Consider the following 23,362-nt stretch of genomic DNA (forward strand, 5'->3'; position numbering starts at 1 on the left):
GGGGCGGGGGTACTCCCCTGGCCGGGCTGCCCCCCTGCGGCGGGGGGGGGGGGGGGATGGGTTGGGGCCGCCCCGCGGCCGCCACTACCGCCATCTGTCCTTACTTCGCCTTCAGGACCACTTTGGTGCTGATCGCGGTCTCGTTCGGGATGGTCTTGGTGTCGGCCCAGTCGCCGCCGCCCACGCCGAAGTCCAGGCGCTTGACCGTGGCCTTGCCGGCCAGCACCGGCTGCGCGCCCGGGGTCCAGGTGAAGGTCAGGGTGACCGGCTTGCTGACGCCACGCAGTTCCAGCGTGCCGTCGGCCGCGTACTGGTTGTTGCCCAGCGAGCGGAACTTGCTGGCGCTGTACTTGGCCTGGGCGAACTTGCCCACGTTGAAGAAGTCCGCGCCCTGCAGGGTCGAGTCGCGGTCGCTGTTGCCGCTCTTGGCGCTGGCCAGCGGAATGGTCACTTCCAGTTTGGCGTCATCCAGCTTGGCCGGATCGAAGCTCAGTTTGGTATCAAAGCCCGGGAAGGTGCCGGTGAACACTTCGCCGTCGTATTTGGTGGCAAAGGCCAGCACCGAGCCCGGGGCCTGCACGTAGTCGGCGGCCAGCACCGGGGCAGTGGCCAGCAGCCCGGCCAGGGCGGCAGCGACGGCGGCGGGAGAGGTGAGCTTGATGTTCATGGTCAATCCTTCTGGGGGGAGGCAAGCCAGCGCTGCGGGAGCATGCGCGCAAGCGTGGCATCGCGTTGGTAAAAATGGTGATAAAGCGCCGCACCGGCATGGGCCACGACCACGGCGATCAGCAGCCAGAAGCCCCACTCATGGATGGCGTGCGAGATCTGGGTGACCCGTTCGTCCGGTGGGCTCAGCTTGGGTACGTCGACCAGCCCGAACCAGCGGAACGGACGCAGGCCGCTGGCCGAGTCGTACAGCCAGCCCGACAGTGGAATGCCGAACATCAGCACGTACAGCAACCAATGGGTTGCCGAGGCGATGCGTTCCTGCCAGGTCGGCGTGCCCGGCACCGGATGTGGTGCGCCGGCGTACAGGCGCCACAGCAGGCGGGTCACGACCAGCGCCAGCACCGTGATGCCGATCGATTTGTGCATGGTGTAGACCCAGAAGTACTTCGGGGTCCTGGGTAGTTCGCCCATGGTCAGCCCGACGATGCCCAGGGCGAGGATCAACACGGCGATCAGCCAGTGCAGGGTCTGGCTGACGCCACCCCATCGGGTCGGGGTGTTCTTGGCGGTCATGGCGTGGTCTCCTGGACCGGCTGTGGGGTATCTGAGTGGGCCGGGGCGGTGGGAGTTCCCGGCGCCTCGGTGGGGGCTGCATCGGTAGGATCGCCGGCGTTGCGATCACGCACGGCTTCGGCTTCGATCCGCAACTGCACCTCATCGCCGATCATCGAGGCCCAGCCATCCACGCCGAAGGCGCTGCGGCTGAGCGTGGCGGTGGCCGAGAAACCGGCGGTGCGGCGGAAGGGCGGCAGCGGATGACGCTTGAGGGCATTGAGGGTGACTGCCAGAGTGACCTCACGGGTCACGCCGCGCACGGTGAGCTGGCCAATGACGTTGGCGTGGGTCGGATCGATCGGTTCGACACGCGTGGAGACGAAACGTGCCTCCGGAAAGCGCTCGCCGTCGAGCAGGTTGCGCGCCAGCGTGGCGGTATTCCATTTGGGATCGCCCAGGTCCAGCCGCTGGATCGGCACGCTGACCTCCAGCCGCGCCGTGCGCCAGTCTTCCGGATCGAACACCAGCACGCCTTCGCTGCCGGATACCGTGCCCAAGGCATGCGAGAAGCCGGCATGCTCGACCGCGAACAGTACACGGGTGTGCACCGGATCCAGCCGATAGCTGTCGGGTGCTGCAAGGGCAAGCAGCGGGGTGGCGGCCAGCAGCAGCGAAAGGGTCAGGCGCTTGAACACGTCGCAGCCTCCATCAGGGTCTGGGGCGATCATACGCACAGCCATGTCATGGGGCGCAGCGTCATGGCTGCAACAGATCGTGGTGCGCCCGGCAACAGCGCCGAGCGCTTGTGCTGCGTGCCATCTGATCGACGGCAACAGCCCGTTCCATCCATGGCAGCCGGGCCAGAATGCGGACACCGTCCTGATCGCTGTGTGACAATCCGCATCAACAGGGAGATCCGGATCGATGAGCACGCGCCGCTGGGGTGCAGGCATCGTGCTGTTGGTGCTGTGGTTGTGCGCAGCGCCGTCAGTGTTGGGAGCCGCAGGGACATCGGCAGAAACGCCACGCTTGCGCCGTCTGAGCGCGGCCGAAGGCATGCCGTCGCGCATGGTGCTGGCTGTCGCCCAGGATCGCCAAGGCTATATCTGGGCGGGCACCGATGATGGCCTGGCCCGTGTGGACGGTGTCGGCCTGCGAGTCTGGCGCAACGACCCGGCCGATCCGGGCTCGCTGCCCGGCAATGAGGTGGAAACCCTGCTGGTGGACCCGCTGGACCGGGTATGGGTGGGCAGCAATGGTGCTGGCTTGAGCATGCTCGGGCCGGATCGCACGGCTTTCGTGCGGTTTCCCGGCTTGAACGAGGCGTGCGAAGGTCAATTCTGGTCGTTGGCCTACGCCTCGCGATCATTGTGGATCGGAACCAACCAGCACGGCGTGTGCCGGCGCAGCGAAGACGGCACGCTGGTGAAATACCAGGCAGACCCGGCCGATCCGCGCAGCCTGCCGGACAACACCATCTACAGCCTGCTGTCCGACCCGCAGGGGCGGGTCTGGATCGGCACATCCAATGGCGTGGCGCGCTGGGATGGCGATGGGTTCACCCGCATCGCGCCTGCGCTGCTCAGTGGAAAAAGCGTGTTCCGGCTGACCCGTGAGCCTGACGGCACGGTGTGGGCCGGCACCGAAGGCGGCCTGTTCCAGATCGGTACCGATGACCAGGCCCGGCCCGCGCCCTGGACGCTCAGTGCGGACGTGCGTGCGGCCACGGTCATCCATGATCGCAACGGCGGCTACTGGCTGGGCACGGCCGATGGGCTGTACCGAGGCGACGACCGTGCGATGCGTCTGCTTGCCGGGGATGCCGGCAGCGGCTTCCTGACCGCACGCAGTGGCGTGCTGGACATGCTGCAGGACCACGAGGGTGGCCTGTGGGTGGCGATGCTGACCCAGGGCCTGGCGTATCTGCCACCGGACTGGAAGCGCTTCTCCAGCTGGTACCAGCTGGATGGAAAGCCGTTGGACAGCGTCTATCTGCTCGGTGCGGCCGCAGCAGACGATGACTACTACATCTCCGGCGCGCACGGGCTTTACCGTCTCGATGCGCAGGGCGAGCTGCGCCAGATCGCCGACGACAAGCAGATCGGTGTCGGGGCAGCCTGGTCGCTGTTGCCGCGCGAAGACGGGGCCCTGTGGATCGGGCGTGCCGGTCGCTTGAGCCTGTACCACCCCGCCAAGCACACACTGCGCGAATGGAAGATCGGCGGGGGCGCGGATGTGCGCCAACGCATCGATCTGATCCGGCAGGCGCCCAACGGCGAGCTGTGGCTGTCGATCATGAATTTCGGCATCCAGCGCCGCGATGCGCAGGGCAACGTGCTGGACACGATCCGCAACGACCAGAACCGTGGGCTGGGCGAGGAGCCGGTGGAGCAGATGGTGTTCGATCCGCGCGGCCAGCTATGGGTGATGGGCGCCGGTGCGGGTCTGCAACGTTGGCGCGAGGGGCGCTTCGAGCAGGTGCCGGGTATTTCCCAAGGCAGCATCTACGACGCGGCGTGGACCGGGCCGAATGAAGTCTGGCTGGCGCGGCAGGGGGCGCTGGAGCGTTATGGATGGGATGGGCTGACCATGCGTCTGCGCGAGCGGGTCGGCGCAGCCCAGGGCATGCCCGCCATATCGATGGGTGGGCTGGCGCTGGGCAAGCAAGGCCAGGTGTGGGCGACCACGCCACGCGGCCTGATCCGCTGGCACCCGGATGAGCGACGGCTGCGGCTGTACGGCGAACGCGATGGGCTGCCGGACGTGGAGTTCAGCAATCGCCCGCCCGTGCAGGCGCGCGATGGACGCGTGCTCGCGGTGACCGCGACCGGGTTGGTCGGCTTCGATCCAGATGTGCCGGACCGGGTGCTGCCGCCCTCACAATTGGTGATCGACAGCGTGCAGGTGCGCCGCGACGACGCCGAAGGCCAGCAGATGCTGTCCACGCACGCGCCGATCGTGCTCGGGCCACAGGATCGCGACCTGATCATCTCCGCGCGGCTGCTGTCCTACGCCAATCCACACGGCAACCGCTATCGCTACCGTGTTTCCGGCTATGACCAGAACTGGGTGATGCAGGCGGCTGATGGCGAGCGCCTGCTGTCGCGCCTGCCGGCCGGGCATTACCGCATCGAGGTGCAGGCGGCGACGTCGCAGGGAGCCTGGACTCCGCCCAGCACCCTGACGCTGGACGTGCGGCCGCCGTGGTGGCGCAGCGGCTGGGCGATCGTGGGCTACGTGCTGCTTGGCCTGATGACGGTGGCAGCCCTGGCGTACGTGGCGCGCGTACGCCTTCGCCGTCGCCAGCAATGGCAGCTCACCGTGCACAAACAGCAGTTGGCCGAGCAGGCCTCGCAGGCAAAGAGCCGCTTCCTGGCCACGCTGGGGCATGAAGTGCGCACGCCCATGACCGGTGTGCTGGGCATGAGTGAACTGCTGCTGGCCACCCCGCTGGATGAGGTGCAGCGCGGCTATGCCGGATCGATCCAGCATGCCGGCAAGCACCTGCTGCGACTGGTCAACGACGCGTTGGATCTGGCCCGTATCGAAGCCGGGCGCCTGGAGCTGGACCTGCGCCCGTTCGACCTGATGTCGCTGATGGAACAGGTGGATGCGCTCATGGAGCCGATGGCCCATCACCGCGGCCTGGCGTTCGAGCGCAGCTTCAACCTGCCGGGCCCGGTGCAGGTCAGTGGCGATGAAATGCGCGTGCGCCAGATCCTGATGAACCTGCTGGGCAACGCGATCAAATTCACCGAGCAGGGCCATGTCGGGCTGGGTGTTGAACTGTGCGATGACGGGCGGGGTCTGGTGTTTGAGGTCTCCGATACCGGACCGGGCATCAATCAGGATCAGCAGGCGCGGCTGTTCCATCGCTTCGAGCAGGCCGATGGGCCACGCACGGCGTCGCGATACGGCGGCAGCGGGTTGGGGCTGGCGATCTGCCAGGAGCTGGCAGTGGCCATGGGCGGTCGCATCGGCATCGACAGCCGCCCTGGCCATGGCGCACGCTTTACCGTCGAGCTGCCGTTGCCGTGGGCGCTGTCCGCTGCGGGCATGGCGCGCGAAGCGGGCGCGGAATCCCGCACGCAGCTGCCGCCGCTGCGGATCCTGCTGGTCGAAGACGACCCCACCGTGGCCGACGTGATCGCCGGCCTGCTGCGCACCCGCGGTCACGACGTGGTGCATGTTCTGCATGGCCTGGGGGCACTGTCCGAAGTGGCGGCGGGAAGCTTCGATGTCGGGCTTCTCGATCTTGATCTGCCGGCGCTGGATGGCATCGCCATTGCCGGACAGCTGCGTGCTATGGGATATGAACTGCCGTTGATTGCCGTCACCGCACGCTCGGATGCCTATGCAGAGCAGCAGGTGCTCGCGGCGGGCTTCGATGGTTTCCTGCGCAAGCCGGTCACCGGCGACCTGCTCGTGGATGCCATTGCACAGGCACGGGCCGGTCGGGCGCTGCATTACGGAGCCTGAGGCGGGGGGGCGTGAGGCGTTCATCGCGTTTGCGTCTCGAACCTGCGATTTCAATCTAAAACTTCATTGATTGGGATGTGACGGCCGCACGTTCTGAGCGGCTGTCCAGCGATGGCTTCGTCATACCTTGCTGTTCGAGCAGCTGAGGATGGTTGGAGTACACGTGGCAGGAGCCCAGTGCGGCCATGCAGGCAAGGGCTGGATCGCCTTCATTCTCGTGGTTGCGCTGTTGCTGCCCGCACGCGCGTTGGCCGATGGCCTGGTTACCCTGCCGTGGCCACGGCGGCTGGGCCCGGCCGATGCGTTGCCGACGGCGGCGATCCGGGCGATCGATGAAGACCAGGACGGCTACCTGTGGATGGCCAGCGACGATGGCCTGCTGCGCTTCGATGGTCATCGCTTCCGCGCGTGGCGCCGCGAGCAGGGCCTGCCGGACGGCGACCTGCGCGCCTTGCATGTGGACGCGCAGCAGCGCATCTGGTTGGCCACGGCATCGCAGGGGCTCGTCGCGCTGTCGGCGGATCGTCGCGTCTTCCATAGTGAGACCGGCGAGCGCGGCGCCGTGTTGCCACGCGTCGGTATCGTGCAGGTCACCAGCACGCCCGATGGCACCCTGTGGATCGCGACGAGCGGCCACGGCCTGTTTGCACGGCAGGCCGACGGCCGCTGGCACAGCGTTCCGCTGCAGCACGATGGCGCGCCGGTGAACCGGATCACCGCCTTGGTGGTCGATCGCCAGGGGCGGCTCTGGGTCGGCACGCCGCATGCCCTCATGCGCCGCGATGACGTGCGGTTCACCGCCCTGCCGCTGCCGGCAGGCGACCATCAGGGCCTTGCATCGCTGTGGGCCGATCCGCAGGGCGGCGTCTGGGGACATACCTGTTGCGATGTGCTCGGCTGGGGGGAGGACGGCGCACGCGTTGCATCGCCCCCGCAGCGGGGCATGCCGGTGCTGCGCAGCAGCGAGGGTGAGCTGTGGACGACCGGCCCGACCGGATTGGTCCGGCATCGTGTTGGCGACACTGCACAGCCGGTGCCGCTCTCCGGGCACGACGGCACACCGGCCCGCACGCGGGTGGTGACGGCCTTCCAGGACCGTCTGGGTGGATTGTGGTGGGCAGGGCACGTTCAAGGCCTGTGGCATCTGCCTGCACGCTGGCGGCAGTTCGCGCTGCTCCCGGCGGCCGGCAACGGCCGCCCTGGATTGGAGAGCGGGCACGTGTGGGCAGTGGCGCCCTCGCGCGGTGAGCGGTTGTGGGTCGCCACCGATGGCGGGCATGTGCAGCGTGTGGATCTGCGCACCGGCACCAGCCGGCTGAGTATCGATTACCGGCCCGAAGGCATGCGGCAGGCGGCAGTCGGCATGGCCGAGGATCTGCGCGGCCGTCTGTGGTTGGCCAGCGGCAACACGCTCTCCCGCTACGAGCCCACCACCGGCGGGATGCGGCACTGGCTGCTGGATCTGGGCAGCACCGCAGGTGGTGTGGATCTGAAGGCATGCAACGATGGTTCGCTGTGGTTGGCCCGGGTGGACCGGATACAACGGCGCGATGCCGATGGCGTGCTTCAACTGTCGGCGGTACCGCAGACGCTGGGGTTGGTGCCGCCCGCTGCGGGGCCGCAGTTGCTGTGTGGTGAGGACGGCTCGCTGTGGGCGACCGATCGCGCCGGTATCAAACGCTGGCTGCCGGCGCAGGAGCGTTTTGCGGCGGTCGGCGGCAGTCCAGTCGAGGAAGTGGGTGCCATCGCCCACGGGCGGGATGATCACTATTGGGCCAGCAGCCCCGGTGTACTGCGCCGCTATCGCTGGGATGGGCAGCAGTTGCGTAAAACCCACAGCTTCAGCGCGGTGCATGGCTATCCGCAACTGCTGGCGCGGGCGCTGACGGTGGATGAACATGGGGTTGCCTGGGCGGGAGCCGCACGCGGATTGATCCGGGTCGATCCGCACGGAGGCGGTGTCCGCCAGTTCGGCAGCGACGATGGCCTGCCCGCGCATGCGGTACTGCCCCGGCGGCTGATACGCACCCCCGGCGGGCGCGTCGCTGCGGCCGTACACGAAGGCGGGCTGCTGCTGTTCGAGCCCGGCGCGGTCCAGGCCCCGGCACGCATGCCCGGCCTGGTGGTTCACGCGATCACGGCCCGGCGAGGCACCCGCCAGATCAGCTTGCCGGCCGGCACTGCGCCGGTGCCGCTCTCCGGTGCTGACCGGCATGTCCGGGTGGCGGTGCGGCTGCTGGGCGGCGCACCGACCAGCGTGCAGTACCGGTTCCGGTTGCAGGGCCACGATGCGGATTGGGTACACAGCGGATCGGCCGGGCAGCGTGTTTTCGAGCGATTGCCCGTGGGTCTGCATACGCTGGACGTGCAGGCACGGAAGGGCGATGGCGACTGGTCGTCCATCCGGCACATCGCACTGGAGGTGTGTCCTGCCTGGTGGCAGACCCCTGTGACCCGTTGGAGCGTGACTGCGGCCGGCGCGGCTCTGCTGTGGCTGGGTGCATGGGCAGCCCATGCGCGGCGCAGACGCCGGGAGCGCTGGCGCGCACTGCGCGAACGACAGCGCCAGTCCGAGCAGACGTCACTGCAGCGCACGCGTTTCCTGACCGAGCTGGGGGCACGCATCCGTGTGCCGATGACAGCGGTGCTGGGCTGGAGTGAACTGTTGGCGCGCACAGCCTTGGCGCCCGCCGAACGCAGCCGGGTTGAGAGCATTCGTCAGGCCGGCGGCCATCTGCTTCGGTTGATGGATGACGCACTTGATCTGGCCTGCATCGAATCCGGACGATTGCAACCGCAGGCGGCGCCGTTCCTGCTGCAGCCGCTGCTCGAAGCGGTCCATGCCCTGTTGCTGCCGGTGGCACAGCGCAAGGGGCTGGTGCTGGCGTGGCGCAGCACGCTGCCGGCGTCTGCACGCTTCAACGGTGATGCTCGGTATCTGCGTCAGATCCTGCTCAACCTGCTGGGCAATGCGCTCAAGTTCACCGCACACGGTACGGTTCGGCTGGAGGTGCGCGCTGGTCGCCAGGGCGAAGGGGTCATGCTGCATGTGATCGATACCGGCCCGGGGATGAGTGCAGCGCAGTGCGCGCGTCTGTTCCAGCGGTTTGAACAGGCTGATGGCGCGCAGACGTTGGCGCGCTATGGGGGCAGTGGCCTGGGCCTGGCCATCTCGCGCGATCTGGCGCGGGCCATGGGCGGCGATATCGACGTGTCGAGCCGGCCGGGCGAGGGGTCGTCTTTCCGGGTCCTGCTGCCGCTGTCGTGCTGCCCTGCGGACCTGCCGGAGCCGGTGATCCCTGACGTCGTCGACCAAGGGCGGGAGGACAGTCTCCGTGTGCTGCTGGTGTTGCCGACTACCTCCGTGGCCGAGGTGCTGCAGGCGTTGCTGACTTCGATGGGGCACGCGGTGGCGACGGCAAGCAGCATTGATGACGCTGCCGCTGCATCGGTGGGCGACGCGCGCTGGGATCTGGTCGTCAGTGATCCTGACCTGTATCTGGGCGCGGAGCGCAGTGCCGTGGCATTGCAGCGTCGATGGCCCGGCATACCGCGCCTGGCGCTGACCCCGCGCGCGGACATGGCGGCCGAGCGTGACGCGGCAGCCGCCGGGTTCGATCTGTTCCTGCGGCTGCCGGCGAGCCGGGAGCGGCTGGCGGCGTGCCTGGCGCAATGCCGGAAGCGCGCATGAGCAGGGAGGTGCCAATGCGATGGGGGGGCGTCGTGCTTGGCTGGCTGTTGTCGTGGGTTCCGGTGCTGGCACTGTGCAGTCCCGCACAGCGCATCACCACGGCCGACGGCCTGCCCGCCAACGAGGTGAACCAGGTCGTTGAAGATCGCCACGGCTACCTCTGGTTTGCAACTGCCGATGGTCTGGCCCGGCATGACGGCAGCGGCTTCCGCGTGTGGCGCATGGAACATGGATTGGCCGACAACGATGTGCGAAGCCTGGCACTGGATGGGCAGGACCAGCTCTGGATCGGCACTGGCAATGGCTATCTGCAGCGCCTCTCGGCGGACCGGCAGCATCTGGCGCGCTGGGCAGGTCCGCGCGCCCAGGCGGCTGCCGCCAGCCCGGTGCTCGCGGTGCAGCCGCTGGCCGATGGCAGCGTCTGGTTCGGTACCCGCGATGCGGGGGCCTATCGGCTGGGCGGCGATGGGCGTCTGCGCCAGTTTCTGCCGACGGCCGATGGCCGTGGCCTGCCATCGGCCCGCGTGGACCAGCTGGTTGCAGATGCCGCCGGGGGCGTGTGGCTCGGCACGGCTGCCGGTCTGGCGCGCTGGCAGGACGACCGGTTCCAGCCGCCGGACATGCTCGGTGCGAACGCGCTGCCGGTGACCGCGCTGGGGCTCGACGCACAGGGGGCGTTGTGGTCCAGCACTTCCGTGGGCACCGACGTCCGTCAGCTGCCGTCGTTGCAGCCCGATGCGGGACGGGCTCACGCAGGCCACCGTTGGCTGGGTCACAGCCGGAACGGCGGGCAATGGTTCTCCGATGGGATGCGGGTGTGGTGGCAGGATCGGTCGGGGCAGCACACCCATGCGATCACGTTGCCTGGATCGGACCGACGCACCCGTCCAGGCATCGCGCGCGTGGTGGAAGATCGCCAGGGCCGGGCCTGGCTGCTCGGCAGCCGTCAAGGCCTGTGGCGCCTCGGCGCGCAATGGCGGCATGTCCAGCGGTTCACGGCCCCGTCCAGCCAAGGCGGCGCCGCCGCGGCCGGCCTGGCTGCCGCGGCGGACGGCACGGCGTGGCAGGCGTGGGGCGGTTGGCTGACCAGGGTGTCGCCGACATCCGGATTCGACCGGCGGCGCTGGCCGTATGCGCATGATCCTGCGCGGACCGATCGCCACGCCGTGGCGGACGATGGTCGCGGCCAGGTGTGGGTGTTCGCCGCACCATGGCTGACCCGCATCGATGCCGCACGGGGCCCTCAGCAGCACTGGCGCGTGGCCGACGAACACGGCGCATTCCAGGATCCGCCATCAAGCGGCCACGCCGTGCTGCGCATCTGTGGGGATCATCTCTGGCTCGCCGGCCTGGGGCGGCTTGAACAGCGCACCAGGGCTGGCGCCATGCTCGGCACCTGGTCCTACGATGCGGCGCAGTTGCGTCCGGGGGGCGCGCCCTTCGTCCTGCACTGTGATGCGACGGAACAGATGTGGCTGGGCGACCGGGATGGACTCAAGCGGTGGCAACCGGCCGTTGGACGCTTCGTTCCCGTGCCCGGTGCGCCCAGGCGGCAGGCCGGCGCGCTGCATCTGGCAGCCGATGGTCGGCTCTGGGTGGCCGATGCAGAGGGCTGGGTGGCTTACCGGCACGACGCCGGCCGCCTGCAACGGTCGCACCAGTTCGATCCGGCCCAGGGGCTTCCAGCGGTACTACCGCGCGGTCTGGCCGACGCCGGCGACGGGACGTTGTGGGCCACTACCGCACGCGGTGTGGTGAGTCTGCAGCCGGACCAGCGCAGCATCCGGCTGTACACCGCCGAAGATGGAATGCCGATGATGGTCTTGGCCAGCGACCTGATCGTGGCAGGCCAACACCTCATGGCGATGGGAGTGGAGGGCGATCTGCTGGTGCTCGATCCGGCAGGAATGGCCGCTGCCACGGTGCCGCCGATGCTGGTCATCGACCGGGTGCAGGTGCGTCGACACCGGCGCTGGATCGAGCTGCCTGCAGCCGACCCGCTACGGCTCAATGCCGATGATCGCGACATCCAACTTTCCGCGCGCCTGCTCACCGGCGGTCAGGGTGGGGGGCGTGACTACCGGTTCCGTCTGCGCGGCGAAGACCCGGACTGGGTCCGCGCGGGGCAGCGCGGCACACGCGGATTCCCACGGCTGCCACCGGGCGAGCATGTGCTGGAGTACCAGGCTCGCGGCGTGGATGGCCGCTGGTCGCCACTGCAGTCCACCCGGCTGCAGGTGGCCTACAGCGGCTGGGCGCATCCGGGGGCCTGGGCGTTGCTGCTGCTCGCAACACTGGGGGCGGTGACGCTCATTGCCTGGCAGGTGCGTCGTCACTGCGCCAGACACCTCGCACGCCAACGCGTCGCGCGGCGGCAGGCGCGTGCCGAGCAGGCGGCCCAGGCCAAGGCACGGTATCTGGCCACCCTCGGCCATGAGATACGTACCCCGCTGACCGGCGTACTGGGGATGAGTGAGCTGCTGTTGACGGCGCCGTTGCCGCCGCCGGCGCGTGCGCAGGTGCTGCATATCCAGCAGGGAGGGCGCGACCTGCTGGAGGTGGTCGATGCTGCGCTGCAGACCGCGCGCCTGCAGGCCGGCAAGCTGCCGCTGCAGCCACGCTGCTTCGACATCGCCGCGTGGTTGGACGACCTCCACGTGGCGCTGGAACGCGTGATGGCCCCGCACGACTGTGCGCTCACCCTGTCCCGGCAGCTTCCGGCCGGGGCACACGGCGAAGGCGATCCGGAGCGCATGCAGCAGGTGGTGGAGAGCCTGTTGCTGGTGCTTGCTGCGCATGTCAGCGCGGCGCGGATCGTGCTGCGCGCAGCGTCGCTGCCGGGGCGCGCGGGATTGTTGATCGATGTGATCGTCACGGTCGGCGCGGGTCCGGCGCCAGCGCTGTCGACGCTGCGCGACGCGCTGGCCGACACTGGCATCCTGATGCACGCCCTGCATGGCCGGCTGCACGTGTCCGCGCGCAACGACCATACCTGGCAGGTGGGGCTCAGCCTGCCAATGCCCTGGGCAACGCGTGACCCCATCGTGGCGCACGCGTCCCCGGCCGGTGCGCTGCAGGTCCTGCTGGTGGAGGACGATCCACTTGTCGCCGAGGTGATCTGCGGGCTTCTGCAGGTACAGGGCCATGCCGTGAACCATGCAGCCCATGCGCTCGCCGCGCTGTCGCGCCTGGCGGAGGCCGGGACGCAGTTGATCCTGCTGGATCTGGACCTGCCCGGGATCGATGGGCTGTCGCTGCTGCGGTTGATCCGCCAGCAGGGTCATTGCCAGCCGGTCCTGGTGGTCACCGCGCGCCGCGATCCGGACCTGGTCGCACAGGTCACACTGGCCGGCGCGGAGGGCCTGCTGCACAAACCCTTGGCCGGTGATGCGCTGCAGGCGGCATTACGGCGGGTGCGACCGTGTTGAGCGGATCGTGCCGGCGCAGCGAACCGTTTACTATGCGGGGCATTGCCGGGCGGCGGCAGGGGATCCACTGACAGACCCGGGAGAGCCATTGGTGTTGCGTGTGCTGTGGCCGTTGCTGATCGGCCTGTGTGTGCTCTGGTCGACCTGCGTGTCGGCCCAGCCGGTACCGCCGACGCCGCGGCAGCTCACCGTGTTCGATGGTCTGCCCTCCAATACGGTGAACCGCATGGCCGAAGATCGCTTCGGCTATCTGTGGATCGCCACCAACGATGGCCTGGCCCGCTACGACGGCCGCAACTACCGCATCTGGCGTGCCGAGGACGGCCTGCGCGACAACCACGTCTGGACCGTGCACGTGGATGCGCGCAACCAGGTCTGGATCGGCACCGAAAATGCCGGGCTGGCGATGATGTCGGCCGATCGGCGCGAGATCCTCTTCTATGATCGCCACAGCCATCCGGAGATCGGCAGCAACACGATCTGGAGCCTGGCCTCCACGCCGGACGGTGCAATCTGGTTTGGGACCTACCAAGGCGGCCTGCATCGTCTGGATCGCGACGGCACGCTGACCCGCTACATGCCCGAAGCGGGCAACCCGCGCAGCCTGCCGGCAGCATCGGTCGGGTATCTGGCCACCACGCTCGATGGCAGTCTCTGGGTGGGCACCAAGGCTGGGCTGGCACGCTGGACCGGCCATGATTTCGATCCGGTCCCGGACGCGCAGATGGCGCCACGGGTGATCAACGGCCTGACCGCCGAGCCGGATGGCAGCTTGTGGATCAGCAGCAATGCCGGGGTCACGGTGCGGCGGCCGGACGGCCGTTTCGAGCCGGCACCGTGGAAGGTCAGCGAGGGCGACCAGATCCTGGGCATGATGCTGCGCGATGAGCAGGGCGGGTACTGGCTCGACACCCGTTCCGGGCTGGGGCGGGCCATGAACAACCAGTACCAGCAGGTACCGCTGTATAGCGCGGTGGCGCGTGGGCAGGTGCGGCCCAACTGGACCGGTGCCTACGAAGACCGCGAAGGCGGCATCTGGCTGGCCAGCACGAATGGCGGACTGTGGCATCTGTTGCCGCGCTGGTGGCAGTTTTCGGTGCTGTCGCGGCTGGAGGACGATCCGGCCTCATTGCGCAATGCCTATGTGCTCGGCATGGGCGCGGCCGCCGATGGCGGCGTGTGGACGGTCGGTACCCACGGTGCGTTGGACAAGTTCGACCCGGTCAGCGGCGAGATCCAGCAGCATCGCACCTGGGTGGACGGCACGCAGTGGCTTCAGTCGGTGCTGGAAGATCCGCGCGGTCAGGTCTGGATCGGCTCGTGGGACGCGTTGCTGCGGTATGACCCCAAGCAGGACCGGATCCAGCGCTGGGGTCGCGACGCGGCGGTGGATGCAACGATGGAGGGCGCGATCGAATCGATGGCGCTGTGCGATGGCCAGCGGCTGTGGACGTCCTCGACCACCGGGCTGCAGCAGCGCGATCTGGATGGGCATGTGCTGCATCGGGTGACGCTGGGCCATGCCGGGCTGGCGCCTACCCAGATCGCGCAGGACATCCAGTGCGGTCCGCAGGACCGGCTCTGGGTGGCGACCGGCCAGGGGCTGCTGCACTGGGTGCCGTCGCGCTCCCGTTTTGAACCCGTGCCCGGAGGACCGGCCGGTGGCGTGCATGCGCTGGCGTTCGCGGCCGATGACAGCGTGTGGCTGTCCGAAGAAGGCAAACTCTCGCAGTATCGCTGGGACACCGGACGGCTCACGCTGCAATCGGTGATCGGCAGCAGTGCCGGGTATCCCGAGGTGACCGCCACCGGGCTGGTGGTGGACCGCCAGGGCGTGGTCTGGGCCGCGAATGCGCGCGGGCTGATCCGCGTCGATCCGGTCACCGGGAGCGTGCGCCCGTACGGCGTGCATGACGGCCTGCCCAGCCAGGAATTCCGCCGCCGCACGCTCACGCTGACACCGAGCGGGCGCATCGTCGGCGGCACCCCGGCCGGCGTGGTGGTGTTCGATCCCGAGCAGGTCAAGCCGGCCACGCGCCGTGCGCCCCTGGTGATCGAACGCGTGGAGGTGCGTCGCGGTGAGAAGGTGCTGGACCTGACTCACGTAGCACCGCTGGACATCGCCGATGGTGATCGCGATCTACGCATCGTGGCGCGGTTGCTGTCCTTCGCCGATTCCACCTCGAACAATTACCGCTATCGCCTGGCCGGCTATGATCCGGACTGGGTGGAAGTGGGCCCGGCGGGCGAGCGTCTGTTCTCGCGCCTGCCGCCCGGCCGTTACCGGCTGGAGGTGCAGGCGCGTTCGGCCGATCACATCTGGTCACGCGTGCAGGTTCTGGAGTTCCGCGTGCAGCCCCCGTGGTGGCGCAGCCTGACGGGATTGCTGCTGCTCACCTCGGCGGTGCTGCTGTTGCTGAGCCTGTTCGCGTGGCTGTACCGGCGCCGGTTGCAGCGCCGGCATGCGTATCAGTTGGCGCTGCAGAAGCAGGAGCTGGCCGAGCAGGCCTCAATGGCCAAGACCCGCTTCCTGGCCAACCTGGGGCACGAGGTACGCACGCCGATGACCGGCGTGCTGGGCATGAGTGAGCTGCTGCTGTCCTCGCCGTTGAATCCGCAGCAGCGCAGCTACACCGAATCGATCCGGCACGCGGGCGAGCATCTGCTGCATCTGGTGAACGACGCGCTGGACCTGGCGCGGATCGAATCCGGCCGTCTGGAGCTGCAGGCGCAGCCGTTCCATCTGCAACGTCTGGTGGATGATGTGTGCACCTTGATGGCGGCACTGGCCGAGCAGAAGGGGCTTCGCTTCGTGGTCGACAACGCGCTGCCGGCAGGCACCAGCACGGTGGGCGACGAACTGCGCGTGCGCCAGATCCTGCTCAATCTGCTGGGCAACGCGGTCAAGTTCACCCGCCATGGCGAAGTACGTTTGATCGTGCGCGGGATCACTGCCGAACGGGGCCTGCACATTGAGGTGGCCGACACCGGGCCGGGCATCAGCAGCGATCAGCAGGAACGCCTGTTCCGGCGGTTCGAGCAGGCCGAAGGCGCACGAACGGCCGCGCAGTACGGCGGCAGCGGGCTGGGCCTGGCGATCTGTCGCGAGCTGGCGCTGGCGATGCAGGGTCAGATCGGGGTGCGCAGCCAGCTTGGGGTCGGCACCCGCTTCACGGTGACCCTGCCGTTGCCGCTGCACTCGGGCACGGCGGCCGAAGTGATCGGTGCCGATGGCGAGCGATGGGTGTTGCCCCCCCTGCGGATCCTGCTGGTCGAGGATGATCTGACCGTGGCCGAGGTGGTGTGCGGCTTGTTGTCCGCGCGCGGCCACGACGTGGTGCATGCCGAGCATGCCTTGTCGGCACTGCGCGAGGTCAGCGAGGCGAAGTTCGACGTGGTGCTGATGGATCTGGATCTGCCGGGGCTGGGCGGGATCGCGCTGGCCGAACACCTGCGCAGCCAAGGCTTCGAGATGCCCTTCATCGCGGTGACGGCGCGCACGGACCCTGCAATCGAGGAGCAGGCCCGCGCGGCGGGTTTCGATGGGTTCCTGCGCAAGCCGGTGACCGGTGATCTGCTGGTGGAAGCGATCGCGCGCGTCCTGCACGCCACCCGGTAGCCGCGAACCGCTGGTCCGCCGTTACTCGGCAACCTCTTCCACATCGCGCGGCGAAGGCCGGGTATCGGGCAGCTGCCAGAAGATCAGTGTGGAGGTCAGCGTGATGGCGCCAACGCAGACGAACGTGGCGTGCAGGGCCGCCGTGGCACCGTGCGCGACATCCAGGTGGTTGAACGCGGCCAGCAGGCTGCCAGCGGCGGCGGCGCCAAACCCGGTGGCGAGCATCATCACCATCGACAGCAGGCTGTTGCCGGCGCTGGCGAAGTCGCGATCCAGATCGCGCAGGGTGACGGTGTTCATGACGGTGAACTGCAGCGAGTTGACGGCGCCGAACAAGGCCAGCTGGATGACGCGGGCCCACACGGGCTGGCCGGGCGTCATGAAGATGAAACTGGCCATCGCCAGGCCGACCAGCACGGTGTTGACCATCAGCACGCGGCGGTAGCCGAAGCGTTCGACGAGTTTGACCGCATAGCGCTTGGAGACCATGCCGGCGGCGGCGACCGGGATCATCAACAGGCCGGCATTCATCGGGCTCATGCCCATGCCGACCTGCAGCAGCAGCGGGATCAGCAGCGGCATGGCGCTGCTGCCGATGCGCGAGAACAGGTTGCCCAGGATGCCGATGCGGTAGCTGGGCACGTGGAAGAGCGCAAGCGAGAACAGCGGCGCCGTGGAGTTGGCCGCATGCAGCCAGTAGCCGACCAGCGCGGCGAGGCCGGCGACGGTCATGAGCATCACCAGCGCATGCGGTGTCGCCATGCCGGAGATGCCGTCCAGCGCGAGGGAGAGCACAACCATGCCAAAGGCGAGCATGAGGTAGCCGGCGATGTCGAAGCGGGTGCGGTGTTCGGCGTAGTGGTCCGGCATGATTTTCATGGCGGCGACGTAACCGATGATGCCGATCGGCAGGTTGATCAGGAACACCCAGTGCCAGGAGGCGACCTCAACCAGCCAGCCACCCAGGGTGGGGCCGATGAGCGGGCCGATCAGGGCGGGAATGGCGATGAAGCTCATGGCGCGCAGGAATTCTTCGCGCGAGACCGAGCGCATGACGGCCAGGCGGCCAACCGGCAGCAGCATGGCGCCGCCGATGCCCTGCAGGACGCGTGCGCCGACAAGCTGGTGCAGGGTCTGGGCGAGGGCGCAGGCGAGCGAGCCGAGGGTGAACAGGATGATGGCGACGAGGAAAGTGCGTCGGGTGCCGAAGCGGTCGGCTATCCAGCCGGAGGCGGGAATGAAGGTGGCGACGGCCAGTGCGTAGCTGAAGACGACGGACTGCATCTGCAGGGGGCTTTCGCCGAGGCTGCGGGCCATGGCTGGCAGGGCGGTGTTGACGATGGTGGAGTCCAGCATCTGCATGAAGATGGCCAGCGATACGAGCCACAACAGGGGCCGGATCGAGGCGTAGCTGCTGGTGGTCATGGTGCGGGGCCTTCGTCAACGAGGGCGATATGATCGCCGATGTGGGATCAGGGTGTGGTCAAAGCCGAAGCCGAAGCCGAAGCCGAAGCCGAAGCATTGGCTCGGTCGGTGTCGCGGAGAGGCTGCGGCACGGGTGGGTTGGCGGGACACGCCGTAAACCCCGCTCCGCGGCCCGGCCCAGCCGCTGGCGGCTGTGCGTTCAGTCGCATGCGAGGCAGTGCCTCGCAAGCAATGCGCCTTCACCCCTGGGGGCTCATGTCGCGCCATCCATGGCGCTCATGGTCCCGCCAACCCACCCGTGCCGCACCCATGACAGTGGGCTGGCTGCCACGGGAAGTGCTGGCAATCACGCGCTCGTCTTGATGGCGCGAGTGGATGTGATGCCGGCAATGAATGTGATGCCGGGAATGCCATCGGTAGATCCACGCCATGCGTGGATGGCCGCGCGCAGAGCGGCAATGATCGGCACCCATCGCCTGCGGACGGCACGTGTGGTTCGTATCGAGGGTGGAAACGAGCGCACGCGTTCTGGATGCAGAACGCGTGCGTCGTCGGTCGTGCCCGGGTAGTGCCGGCCGCTGGCCGGCTACCTGCCAATGGCGATCAGCGTCGGCTCAAGCGATGTACGGCGTCGACCAGAACCTGGACGTGGTCGGGATTCATGTCCGGCGACATGCCGTGGCCGAGGTTGAAGACGTGGCCTTCGCGGGAGCCGCCGTTGCCTTGGGCGTAGCTGTCGAGCACCTGGCCGGCGGCGCGTTCAATGGCGGCGGGGTTGCCGTAGAGGGTGGTGGGGTCGAGGTTGCCCTGCAGGGCGACGCGGCCGCCGGTGCGGGCGACGGCATCGGCGAGGTCCAGAGTCCAGTCGACGCCGAGGGCGTCGGCGCCGGTGTCCGCGAGGGCGCCGAGGTGCAGGCCGGTGCCTTTGCCGAACAGGATCAGCGGGGTGCGTTCGGCACCGTCGCCGCGTTCGAGTTCCTGGGCGATGCGGGTCAGGTAGCGCAGGGAGAATTCGCGGTACATGGTCGGGCTGAGTACGCCGCCCCAGGTGTCGAACACCTGCAGCACCTGGGCGCCGGCCGCGCGCTGGGCGGCGAGGTAGGCGATCACCGCGTCGGTGACGACCGAGAGCAGCTGGTGCAGGGCGGCCGGTTCGTTCAGGGCCATCGCCTTGATGCGGGCGAAGTCCTTGCTGCCGCCGCCTTCCACCATGTAGCAGGCCAGCGTCCACGGGCTGCCGGAGAAGCCGATCAGGGGCACGCTGCCGTCGAGTTCGCGGCGAATCACGCGGACGGCGTCCATCACATAGCGCAGCTCGGTTTCCATGTCCGGCACGGCCAGCCTGGCGATGGCGGCGGTGTCGCGGACGGGGTGGCGGAACTTCGGGCCTTCGCCTTCGACGAAGTACAGCTCCAGGCCCATCGCGTCGGGAATGGTGAGGATGTCCGAGAACAGGATCGCGGCATCCAGGTCGAAGCGGCGCAGCGGCTGCAGGGTGACTTCGCAGGCGATGTCCGGGTTCTTGGCCATGGCCAGGAAGCTGCCGGCCTTGGCGCGGGTGGCACGGTACTCGGGCAGGTAACGGCCGGCCTGGCGCATCAGCCAGACAGGGGTGCAATCCACCGGTTCGCGGCGCAGGGCGCGCAGCAGGCGATCATGGCGGGAGGGGCTGGTCACGGAACGCATCCTTGGGATCTGGTGGCGCGGGGCCGAATGGGAGCAGAGCGGCGGTGGCCGCTCAGTGCGGCGGATCGCCGCTGGTATAGGTCACGTCGTAGCCGCGATGCAGATGCGCATCGCGCGCCTTCTCGAACGCGGCCAGCGCCAGGTCTTCCTGCAGGTACAGCTCGCGGCGCAGTTGCCCGCGCCCGCCGATGGGGCCGGACTCGAGCAGCAGTTCCCAGCCACCGAACAGGTCCGGTTGCAGGGTGAGCTGGAGATAGCGGGCCGGATCGGCACCGCGGGCGTGTTGGTGCAGGAAGACGCGCATGCCCCGATTGTAGCCGTGAACGCCGCACGCGGCCGTCAGCGACGGGGCAGGTGCGGCGTAACGTCGCAGGCTCAGCCAGCAGCGAGCACGCGCAGCACGTCGGCCTCGTCGACATCGGCGACCACTTCGGCGCGGCCGATGCCACGCCACAGCACCAGGCGCAGGCGGCCGGCCACGTTCTTCTTGTCCAGCCGCATCCGGGCCAGCAGGGCTTCGGGCTGCAGGCCCGCCGGAATGGCGACCGGCAGTTCATAGCGCAGCAGCAGCTCGCGCAGCTGCCCGGTGTCGGCGTCGTCACTCATGCCCAGCTGGGCCGACAGGCGCGCGGCCAGCACCATGCCGACGGCGACAGCTTCGCCATGATTGAGGTTGTCGTTGCCCGGGGCGCCGTAGCCTTGTTCGGTCTCGATCGCGTGGCCGAAGGTGTGGCCGAGGTTGAGCAGGGCGCGCTCGCCCTTTTCCAGCGGATCGCGCGCGACGATCTCGGCCTTGTGCTCGCAGCTGCGCGCGATGGCCTGGGCCAGCGCGGTGTCATCGCCGGCCAGCAGCGCGGTGTGTTCGGCCTGCAGCCACTGGAAGAACAGCGGGTCGCGGATCGCGCCGTACTTGATCACCTCGGCCAGGCCGGCACGCAGCTCGCGCGGGGGCAGGGTGCGCAGGGCGGCCGTATCGGCGATGACGGCGCGCGGCGGATGGAAGGCGCCGACCAGGTTCTTGCCTTCGGGGATGTCCACCGCGGTCTTGCCGCCGACCGAGGAATCGACCATCGCCAGCAGCGAGGTTGGCAGCTGCACGCAGTCGACACCGCGCATCCAGCAGGCGGCGGCGAAGCCGGCCAGATCGCCGGCGACGCCGCCACCGAGGGCCATCACGCAGGCATCGCGGGTGGCGCCCAGGGCGGCCAGTGCGGTGATCGCATCGCCGAAGTGGGCCAAGGTCTTGGAGGCTTCGCCGGCCGGCAGCACCAGCTCACCGATCAGCAGGTCCGGGCGCGCGGCCAGCAGCGCCGATTTCACCCCCGCCAGATACAGCGGCGCTACCGAGGAATCACTGAGCAGCAGCACATGGCGACCACGTACATGGTGGGCCAGCAGCTCGCCCTGGCCAAGCAGGCCCGGGCCGATGTGGATGGTGTAGGGGGTGTCGCCGCTGACGGCAACGGTACGCGGGGCGGGGGTCATTCCGGTGTTTCCTGTCGCTGCCACTGCGCGGCCAAGCGCAGCACCAGCTGCGCGGTGGCCTCGGCGGGCGTGTAGAGATCGGTATCCAGGGTGAGATCGGCCAGGCTCTGGTACAGCGGGTCACGGGCGGCGGCCATCTCGTGCAGTACCTGCTCGCGGTCCGGGCGCTGCAGCAACGGGCGGCCGCGGTCACGGGCCAGCCGCTCCAACTGGGCCGGCACGCTGACCCGCAGGTAGACCACGAAACCGCGGCGGGCGATCGCCGCGCGGTTGTCCGCATCCAGCACCGCGCCACCGCCGGTGGAAACCAACTGGCCATGGCCGTCCAGCAGGGCCTGCAGGACCTGGCGCTCGTGCTGGCGGAAGCCGGCTTCGCCGGAGTGCTCGAAGATCGCCGGAATGCTGGCCCCCGTGCTGTCCACGATGGCCTGGTCGGCATCCACGAAGTCCAGCGTGAAGCGCTCGGCCAGCCGGCGCCCGATGCAGGTTTTGCCGGCGCCCATCGGGCCAATCAGGATGAGGTTCGGAGCGGGATTCATTACCCTCGATCCTAACATCTCCGTGCCATCGCCTTTACGCGTCGGCCCCCATGGTGGGGCGGCGCGGACTGTCCCGCGCGCTACCGGAGCGCCCTATGTCCGTCGCCAAAATCATCGAGATCAACGCGTCCTCCAAGACCAGCGTGGAAGACGCCGTACGCAGTGGCCTGAAGAAAGTGTCCGAGACAGTCAAAGGCATCCAAGGCGCCTGGATCAATGAAACCAAGGTGGTGACCGATGGCGAGGGCAACATCACCGAGTGGCGGGTGAACCTGCGGGTGACCTTCCTGGTCAGTTGAGCCCCGTGCTCCCCGTGGTCAGCCCGTTGCGATGATCCGGCGCTGCTCGTCCAGTGCGATGACCTTGTCCGCCAGCGCGGGCAGGGTACGCAGCGCCTGGCGGCTGACCCGTTCGTAGTACTGCACGAAGCGCTCCAGTTGGGCGCGGCTCATGCTGCTGCGGTCAGGCTGGGCGGCCTGCAGGTTCTGCTCCTGCTGCCAGCGCCAACGCGGGATCACCGAAAAATCCGGCGGCTGCAGGAACCACAGGCGGTCACACCTCTGCCACAGCGCGGGGTAATCGTTCGCGAGCGCCGCATTGCACCAGCGGCGCCAGCGGCCGTCCGCATCGGCGTCGCGTTCGAGGGGATTGATCGGTAGCTCCAGATCGGCTTCGCCCTGCGCAGGCGTGCCGAGGAACCAGCCTTCGAACACCAGCAGGTCGAGCGGGCCGTCGATGTGCGGCCAATCCTTTTCGGGCAGGCGCTCGTCGGCGAGTTTGTCGAAGCGGGGCACGGCGACCGGGCCGCCGGCGGCGACGGCGTCCAACGTGGCATGGGCCAAGGCCAGATCGTGGGTGCCCGGCGGGCCGCGGGTCAGCAGCAGCGGGTGCACCTGCCGCGCCAGACGTTGGCGCTGGGCGCGGGTGAGGTAGACATCGTCGATGGAGAGCATGGCCGCACGCAGGCCGCGCGTTTCCGCCAACGCGACCACCTGGGCGGCCAGCGTCGATTTGCCGCTCCCCTGCAGACCGCTGATCGCCAATACTGGAACGGCCGCGTCGCAGCTCAGCGCGTCGTCCAGCGCCTGCGCGACCAGTGCATCCGGAAAACCTTTGATCGGGGGCATGTACGCAGGTGCAGGCATGCAGCGACAATAAACCCAAACCGCGTGACAAGAAAACCGCCATGACCGATCTGTATGCCGAAGCGTTGTCCACCTTTGCCGGGCTGTTCGAAGAAGCCAAGGCGAGCCGCGAAGTCGAACCCAATGCGATGACGGTGGCCACGGCCGACCAGAACCGCCAGCCGTCGGCGCGCACCGTGCTGCTCAAGGCATTCGATGCGCGTGGCTTCGTGTTCTATACCCACCTGGACAGCCACAAGGGCCGCGAGCTGCAGCTCAATCCGCAGGCCGCGCTGCTGTTCCTGTGGCGCAGCCTGCGCGAAGCCGGCATCCAAGTGCGTATCGAAGGCCGCGTGGAGCAGGTCAGCGATGCCGAGGCCGATGCGTACTTCGCCTCGCGCCCGCGCATGAGCCAGATCGGTGCGTGGGCGTCGCTGCAGTCCAAGACGCTGGCCTCGCGCGAGGAGTTCGATGCGCGCGTGGCGACCACCGAGGCGAGCTTCGACGGCCGCGATGTGCCGCGCCCGGACGGCTGGAGCGGCCTGCGCGTCGTGCCGCAGCGGATCGAGTTCTGGTACGGCGCGCAATTCCGCCTGCACGAGCGCTGGTGCTATGAGATCGGTGTGGACGGGCAGTGGAGCAAGCGGATGCTGTTCCCCTGA

General features: G+C 68.6%; 15 protein-coding genes. 6 read left to right on the forward strand and 9 right to left on the reverse strand.

All coding sequences use genetic code 11. The features are described 5' to 3' along the window. Positions 1–100: 100 nt before the first annotated feature. Genes ABE464_RS09415 through ABE464_RS09425 form a run of 3 tightly spaced genes read right to left on the reverse strand, consistent with a single transcriptional unit; the run spans position 101 to position 1,919 of the window. Positions 101–667: a YceI family protein gene (locus ABE464_RS09415; RefSeq protein ID WP_346471731.1), complete on the reverse strand. Its 567-nt coding sequence runs from the start codon at positions 665–667 to the stop codon at positions 101–103. 2 nt (positions 668–669) lie between these two features. Next, entirely contained in the window at positions 670–1,242 is a 573-nt protein-coding gene (locus ABE464_RS09420; RefSeq protein WP_123730462.1) for a cytochrome b, read from the reverse strand. Next, positions 1,239–1,919 (reverse strand): YceI family protein, encoded by a 681-nt coding sequence (locus ABE464_RS09425; RefSeq protein WP_346471732.1) that lies wholly within the window; start codon positions 1,917–1,919, stop codon positions 1,239–1,241. Before ABE464_RS09425 ends, ABE464_RS09420 begins: the two co-directional genes overlap by 4 nt. 229 nt (positions 1,920–2,148) lie before the next feature. Between ABE464_RS09425 and ABE464_RS09430 the strand changes: the two genes are divergently transcribed. From ABE464_RS09430 to ABE464_RS09445, 4 genes are all read left to right on the forward strand, one after another. Then, positions 2,149–5,703 (forward strand): ATP-binding protein, encoded by a 3,555-nt coding sequence (locus ABE464_RS09430; protein WP_346471733.1) that lies wholly within the window; start codon positions 2,149–2,151, stop codon positions 5,701–5,703. A 163-nt stretch (positions 5,704–5,866) separates the two neighbouring features. Then, complete coding sequence (locus ABE464_RS09435; RefSeq protein ID WP_346471734.1) at positions 5,867–9,394, forward strand: ATP-binding protein; 3,528 nt, start codon at positions 5,867–5,869, stop codon at positions 9,392–9,394. A 14-nt stretch (positions 9,395–9,408) separates the two neighbouring features. Next, positions 9,409–12,822, forward strand: a complete 3,414-nt coding sequence (locus tag ABE464_RS09440; protein ID WP_346471735.1) for a response regulator — start codon at positions 9,409–9,411, stop codon at positions 12,820–12,822. Between the two features lie 91 nt (positions 12,823–12,913). Continuing rightward, positions 12,914–16,441 carry an ATP-binding protein gene (locus ABE464_RS09445; protein WP_346471736.1) on the forward strand — a complete coding sequence of 1,176 codons (3,528 nt, stop codon included), beginning with the start codon at positions 12,914–12,916 and terminating at the stop codon, positions 16,439–16,441. 21 nt (positions 16,442–16,462) lie between these two features. Here ABE464_RS09445 and mdtD read toward each other — a convergent pair whose 3' ends face one another. The 5 genes from mdtD to ABE464_RS09470 all read right to left on the reverse strand — a co-directional run bounded on the left by mdtD (position 16,463) and on the right by ABE464_RS09470 (position 21,576). Continuing rightward, positions 16,463–17,866, reverse strand: coding sequence for a multidrug transporter subunit MdtD (gene mdtD, locus ABE464_RS09450; protein ID WP_346471737.1), 1,404 nt, complete (start codon positions 17,864–17,866; stop codon positions 16,463–16,465). Positions 17,867–18,469: 603 nt separating this feature from the next. After that, a complete protein-coding gene (hemE, locus tag ABE464_RS09455) occupies positions 18,470–19,552 on the reverse strand; it encodes a uroporphyrinogen decarboxylase (RefSeq protein WP_346471738.1) in 1,083 nt (360 codons plus the stop codon). 52 nt (positions 19,553–19,604) lie between these two features. After that, entirely contained in the window at positions 19,605–19,856 is a 252-nt protein-coding gene (locus ABE464_RS09460) for a WGR domain-containing protein (protein ID WP_346471739.1), read from the reverse strand. 71 nt (positions 19,857–19,927) lie between these two features. Beyond that, complete coding sequence (gene aroB, locus ABE464_RS09465) at positions 19,928–21,037, reverse strand: 3-dehydroquinate synthase (RefSeq protein ID WP_346471740.1); 1,110 nt, start codon at positions 21,035–21,037, stop codon at positions 19,928–19,930. Continuing rightward, positions 21,034–21,576: a shikimate kinase gene (locus tag ABE464_RS09470; RefSeq protein ID WP_346471741.1), complete on the reverse strand. Its 543-nt coding sequence runs from the start codon at positions 21,574–21,576 to the stop codon at positions 21,034–21,036. Before ABE464_RS09470 ends, aroB begins: the two co-directional genes overlap by 4 nt. A 95-nt stretch (positions 21,577–21,671) precedes the next feature. Between ABE464_RS09470 and ABE464_RS09475 the strand changes: the two genes are divergently transcribed. Beyond that, on the forward strand, positions 21,672–21,875 hold the full coding sequence (locus ABE464_RS09475; protein ID WP_019186071.1) for a dodecin family protein: 204 nt from the start codon (positions 21,672–21,674) through the stop codon (positions 21,873–21,875). 18 nt (positions 21,876–21,893) lie between these two features. Here ABE464_RS09475 and ABE464_RS09480 read toward each other — a convergent pair whose 3' ends face one another. Next, positions 21,894–22,721, reverse strand: a complete 828-nt coding sequence (locus ABE464_RS09480; protein WP_346471742.1) for a kinase — start codon at positions 22,719–22,721, stop codon at positions 21,894–21,896. 41 nt (positions 22,722–22,762) lie between these two features. On the opposite strand from ABE464_RS09480, the gene pdxH reads away from it, so the two are divergent. Beyond that, on the forward strand, positions 22,763–23,362 hold the full coding sequence (gene pdxH / locus ABE464_RS09485; RefSeq protein WP_346471743.1) for a pyridoxamine 5'-phosphate oxidase: 600 nt from the start codon (positions 22,763–22,765) through the stop codon (positions 23,360–23,362).

Origin of the sequence: Stenotrophomonas sp. TWI587 (assembly GCF_039674145.1) — a bacterium.
GTDB lineage: Bacteria > Pseudomonadota > Gammaproteobacteria > Xanthomonadales > Xanthomonadaceae > Stenotrophomonas > Stenotrophomonas maltophilia_AY.

Bases quoted from the DNA above. Each gene is read 5' to 3' on its own strand.
- ABE464_RS09460 (WP_346471739.1), bottom strand. From the start codon at position 19,856: ATGCGCGTCTTCCTGCACCAACACGCCCGCGGTGCCGATCCGGCCCGC.
- ABE464_RS09430 (WP_346471733.1), top strand. From the start codon at position 2,149: ATGAGCACGCGCCGCTGGGGTGCAGGCATCGTGCTGTTGGTGCTGTGG.
- ABE464_RS09420 (WP_123730462.1), bottom strand. From the start codon at position 1,242: ATGACCGCCAAGAACACCCCGACCCGATGGGGTGGCGTCAGCCAGACC.
- mdtD (WP_346471737.1), bottom strand. From the start codon at position 17,866: ATGACCACCAGCAGCTACGCCTCGATCCGGCCCCTGTTGTGGCTCGTA.
- ABE464_RS09440 (WP_346471735.1), top strand. From the start codon at position 9,409: ATGCGATGGGGGGGCGTCGTGCTTGGCTGGCTGTTGTCGTGGGTTCCG.
- pdxH (WP_346471743.1), top strand. From the start codon at position 22,763: ATGACCGATCTGTATGCCGAAGCGTTGTCCACCTTTGCCGGGCTGTTC.
- ABE464_RS09470 (WP_346471741.1), bottom strand. From the start codon at position 21,576: ATGAATCCCGCTCCGAACCTCATCCTGATTGGCCCGATGGGCGCCGGC.
- aroB (WP_346471740.1), bottom strand. From the start codon at position 21,037: ATGACCCCCGCCCCGCGTACCGTTGCCGTCAGCGGCGACACCCCCTAC.
- ABE464_RS09475 (WP_019186071.1), top strand. From the start codon at position 21,672: ATGTCCGTCGCCAAAATCATCGAGATCAACGCGTCCTCCAAGACCAGC.
- ABE464_RS09480 (WP_346471742.1), bottom strand. From the start codon at position 22,721: ATGCCTGCACCTGCGTACATGCCCCCGATCAAAGGTTTTCCGGATGCA.
- hemE (WP_346471738.1), bottom strand. From the start codon at position 19,552: ATGCGTTCCGTGACCAGCCCCTCCCGCCATGATCGCCTGCTGCGCGCC.
- ABE464_RS09415 (WP_346471731.1), bottom strand. From the start codon at position 667: ATGAACATCAAGCTCACCTCTCCCGCCGCCGTCGCTGCCGCCCTGGCC.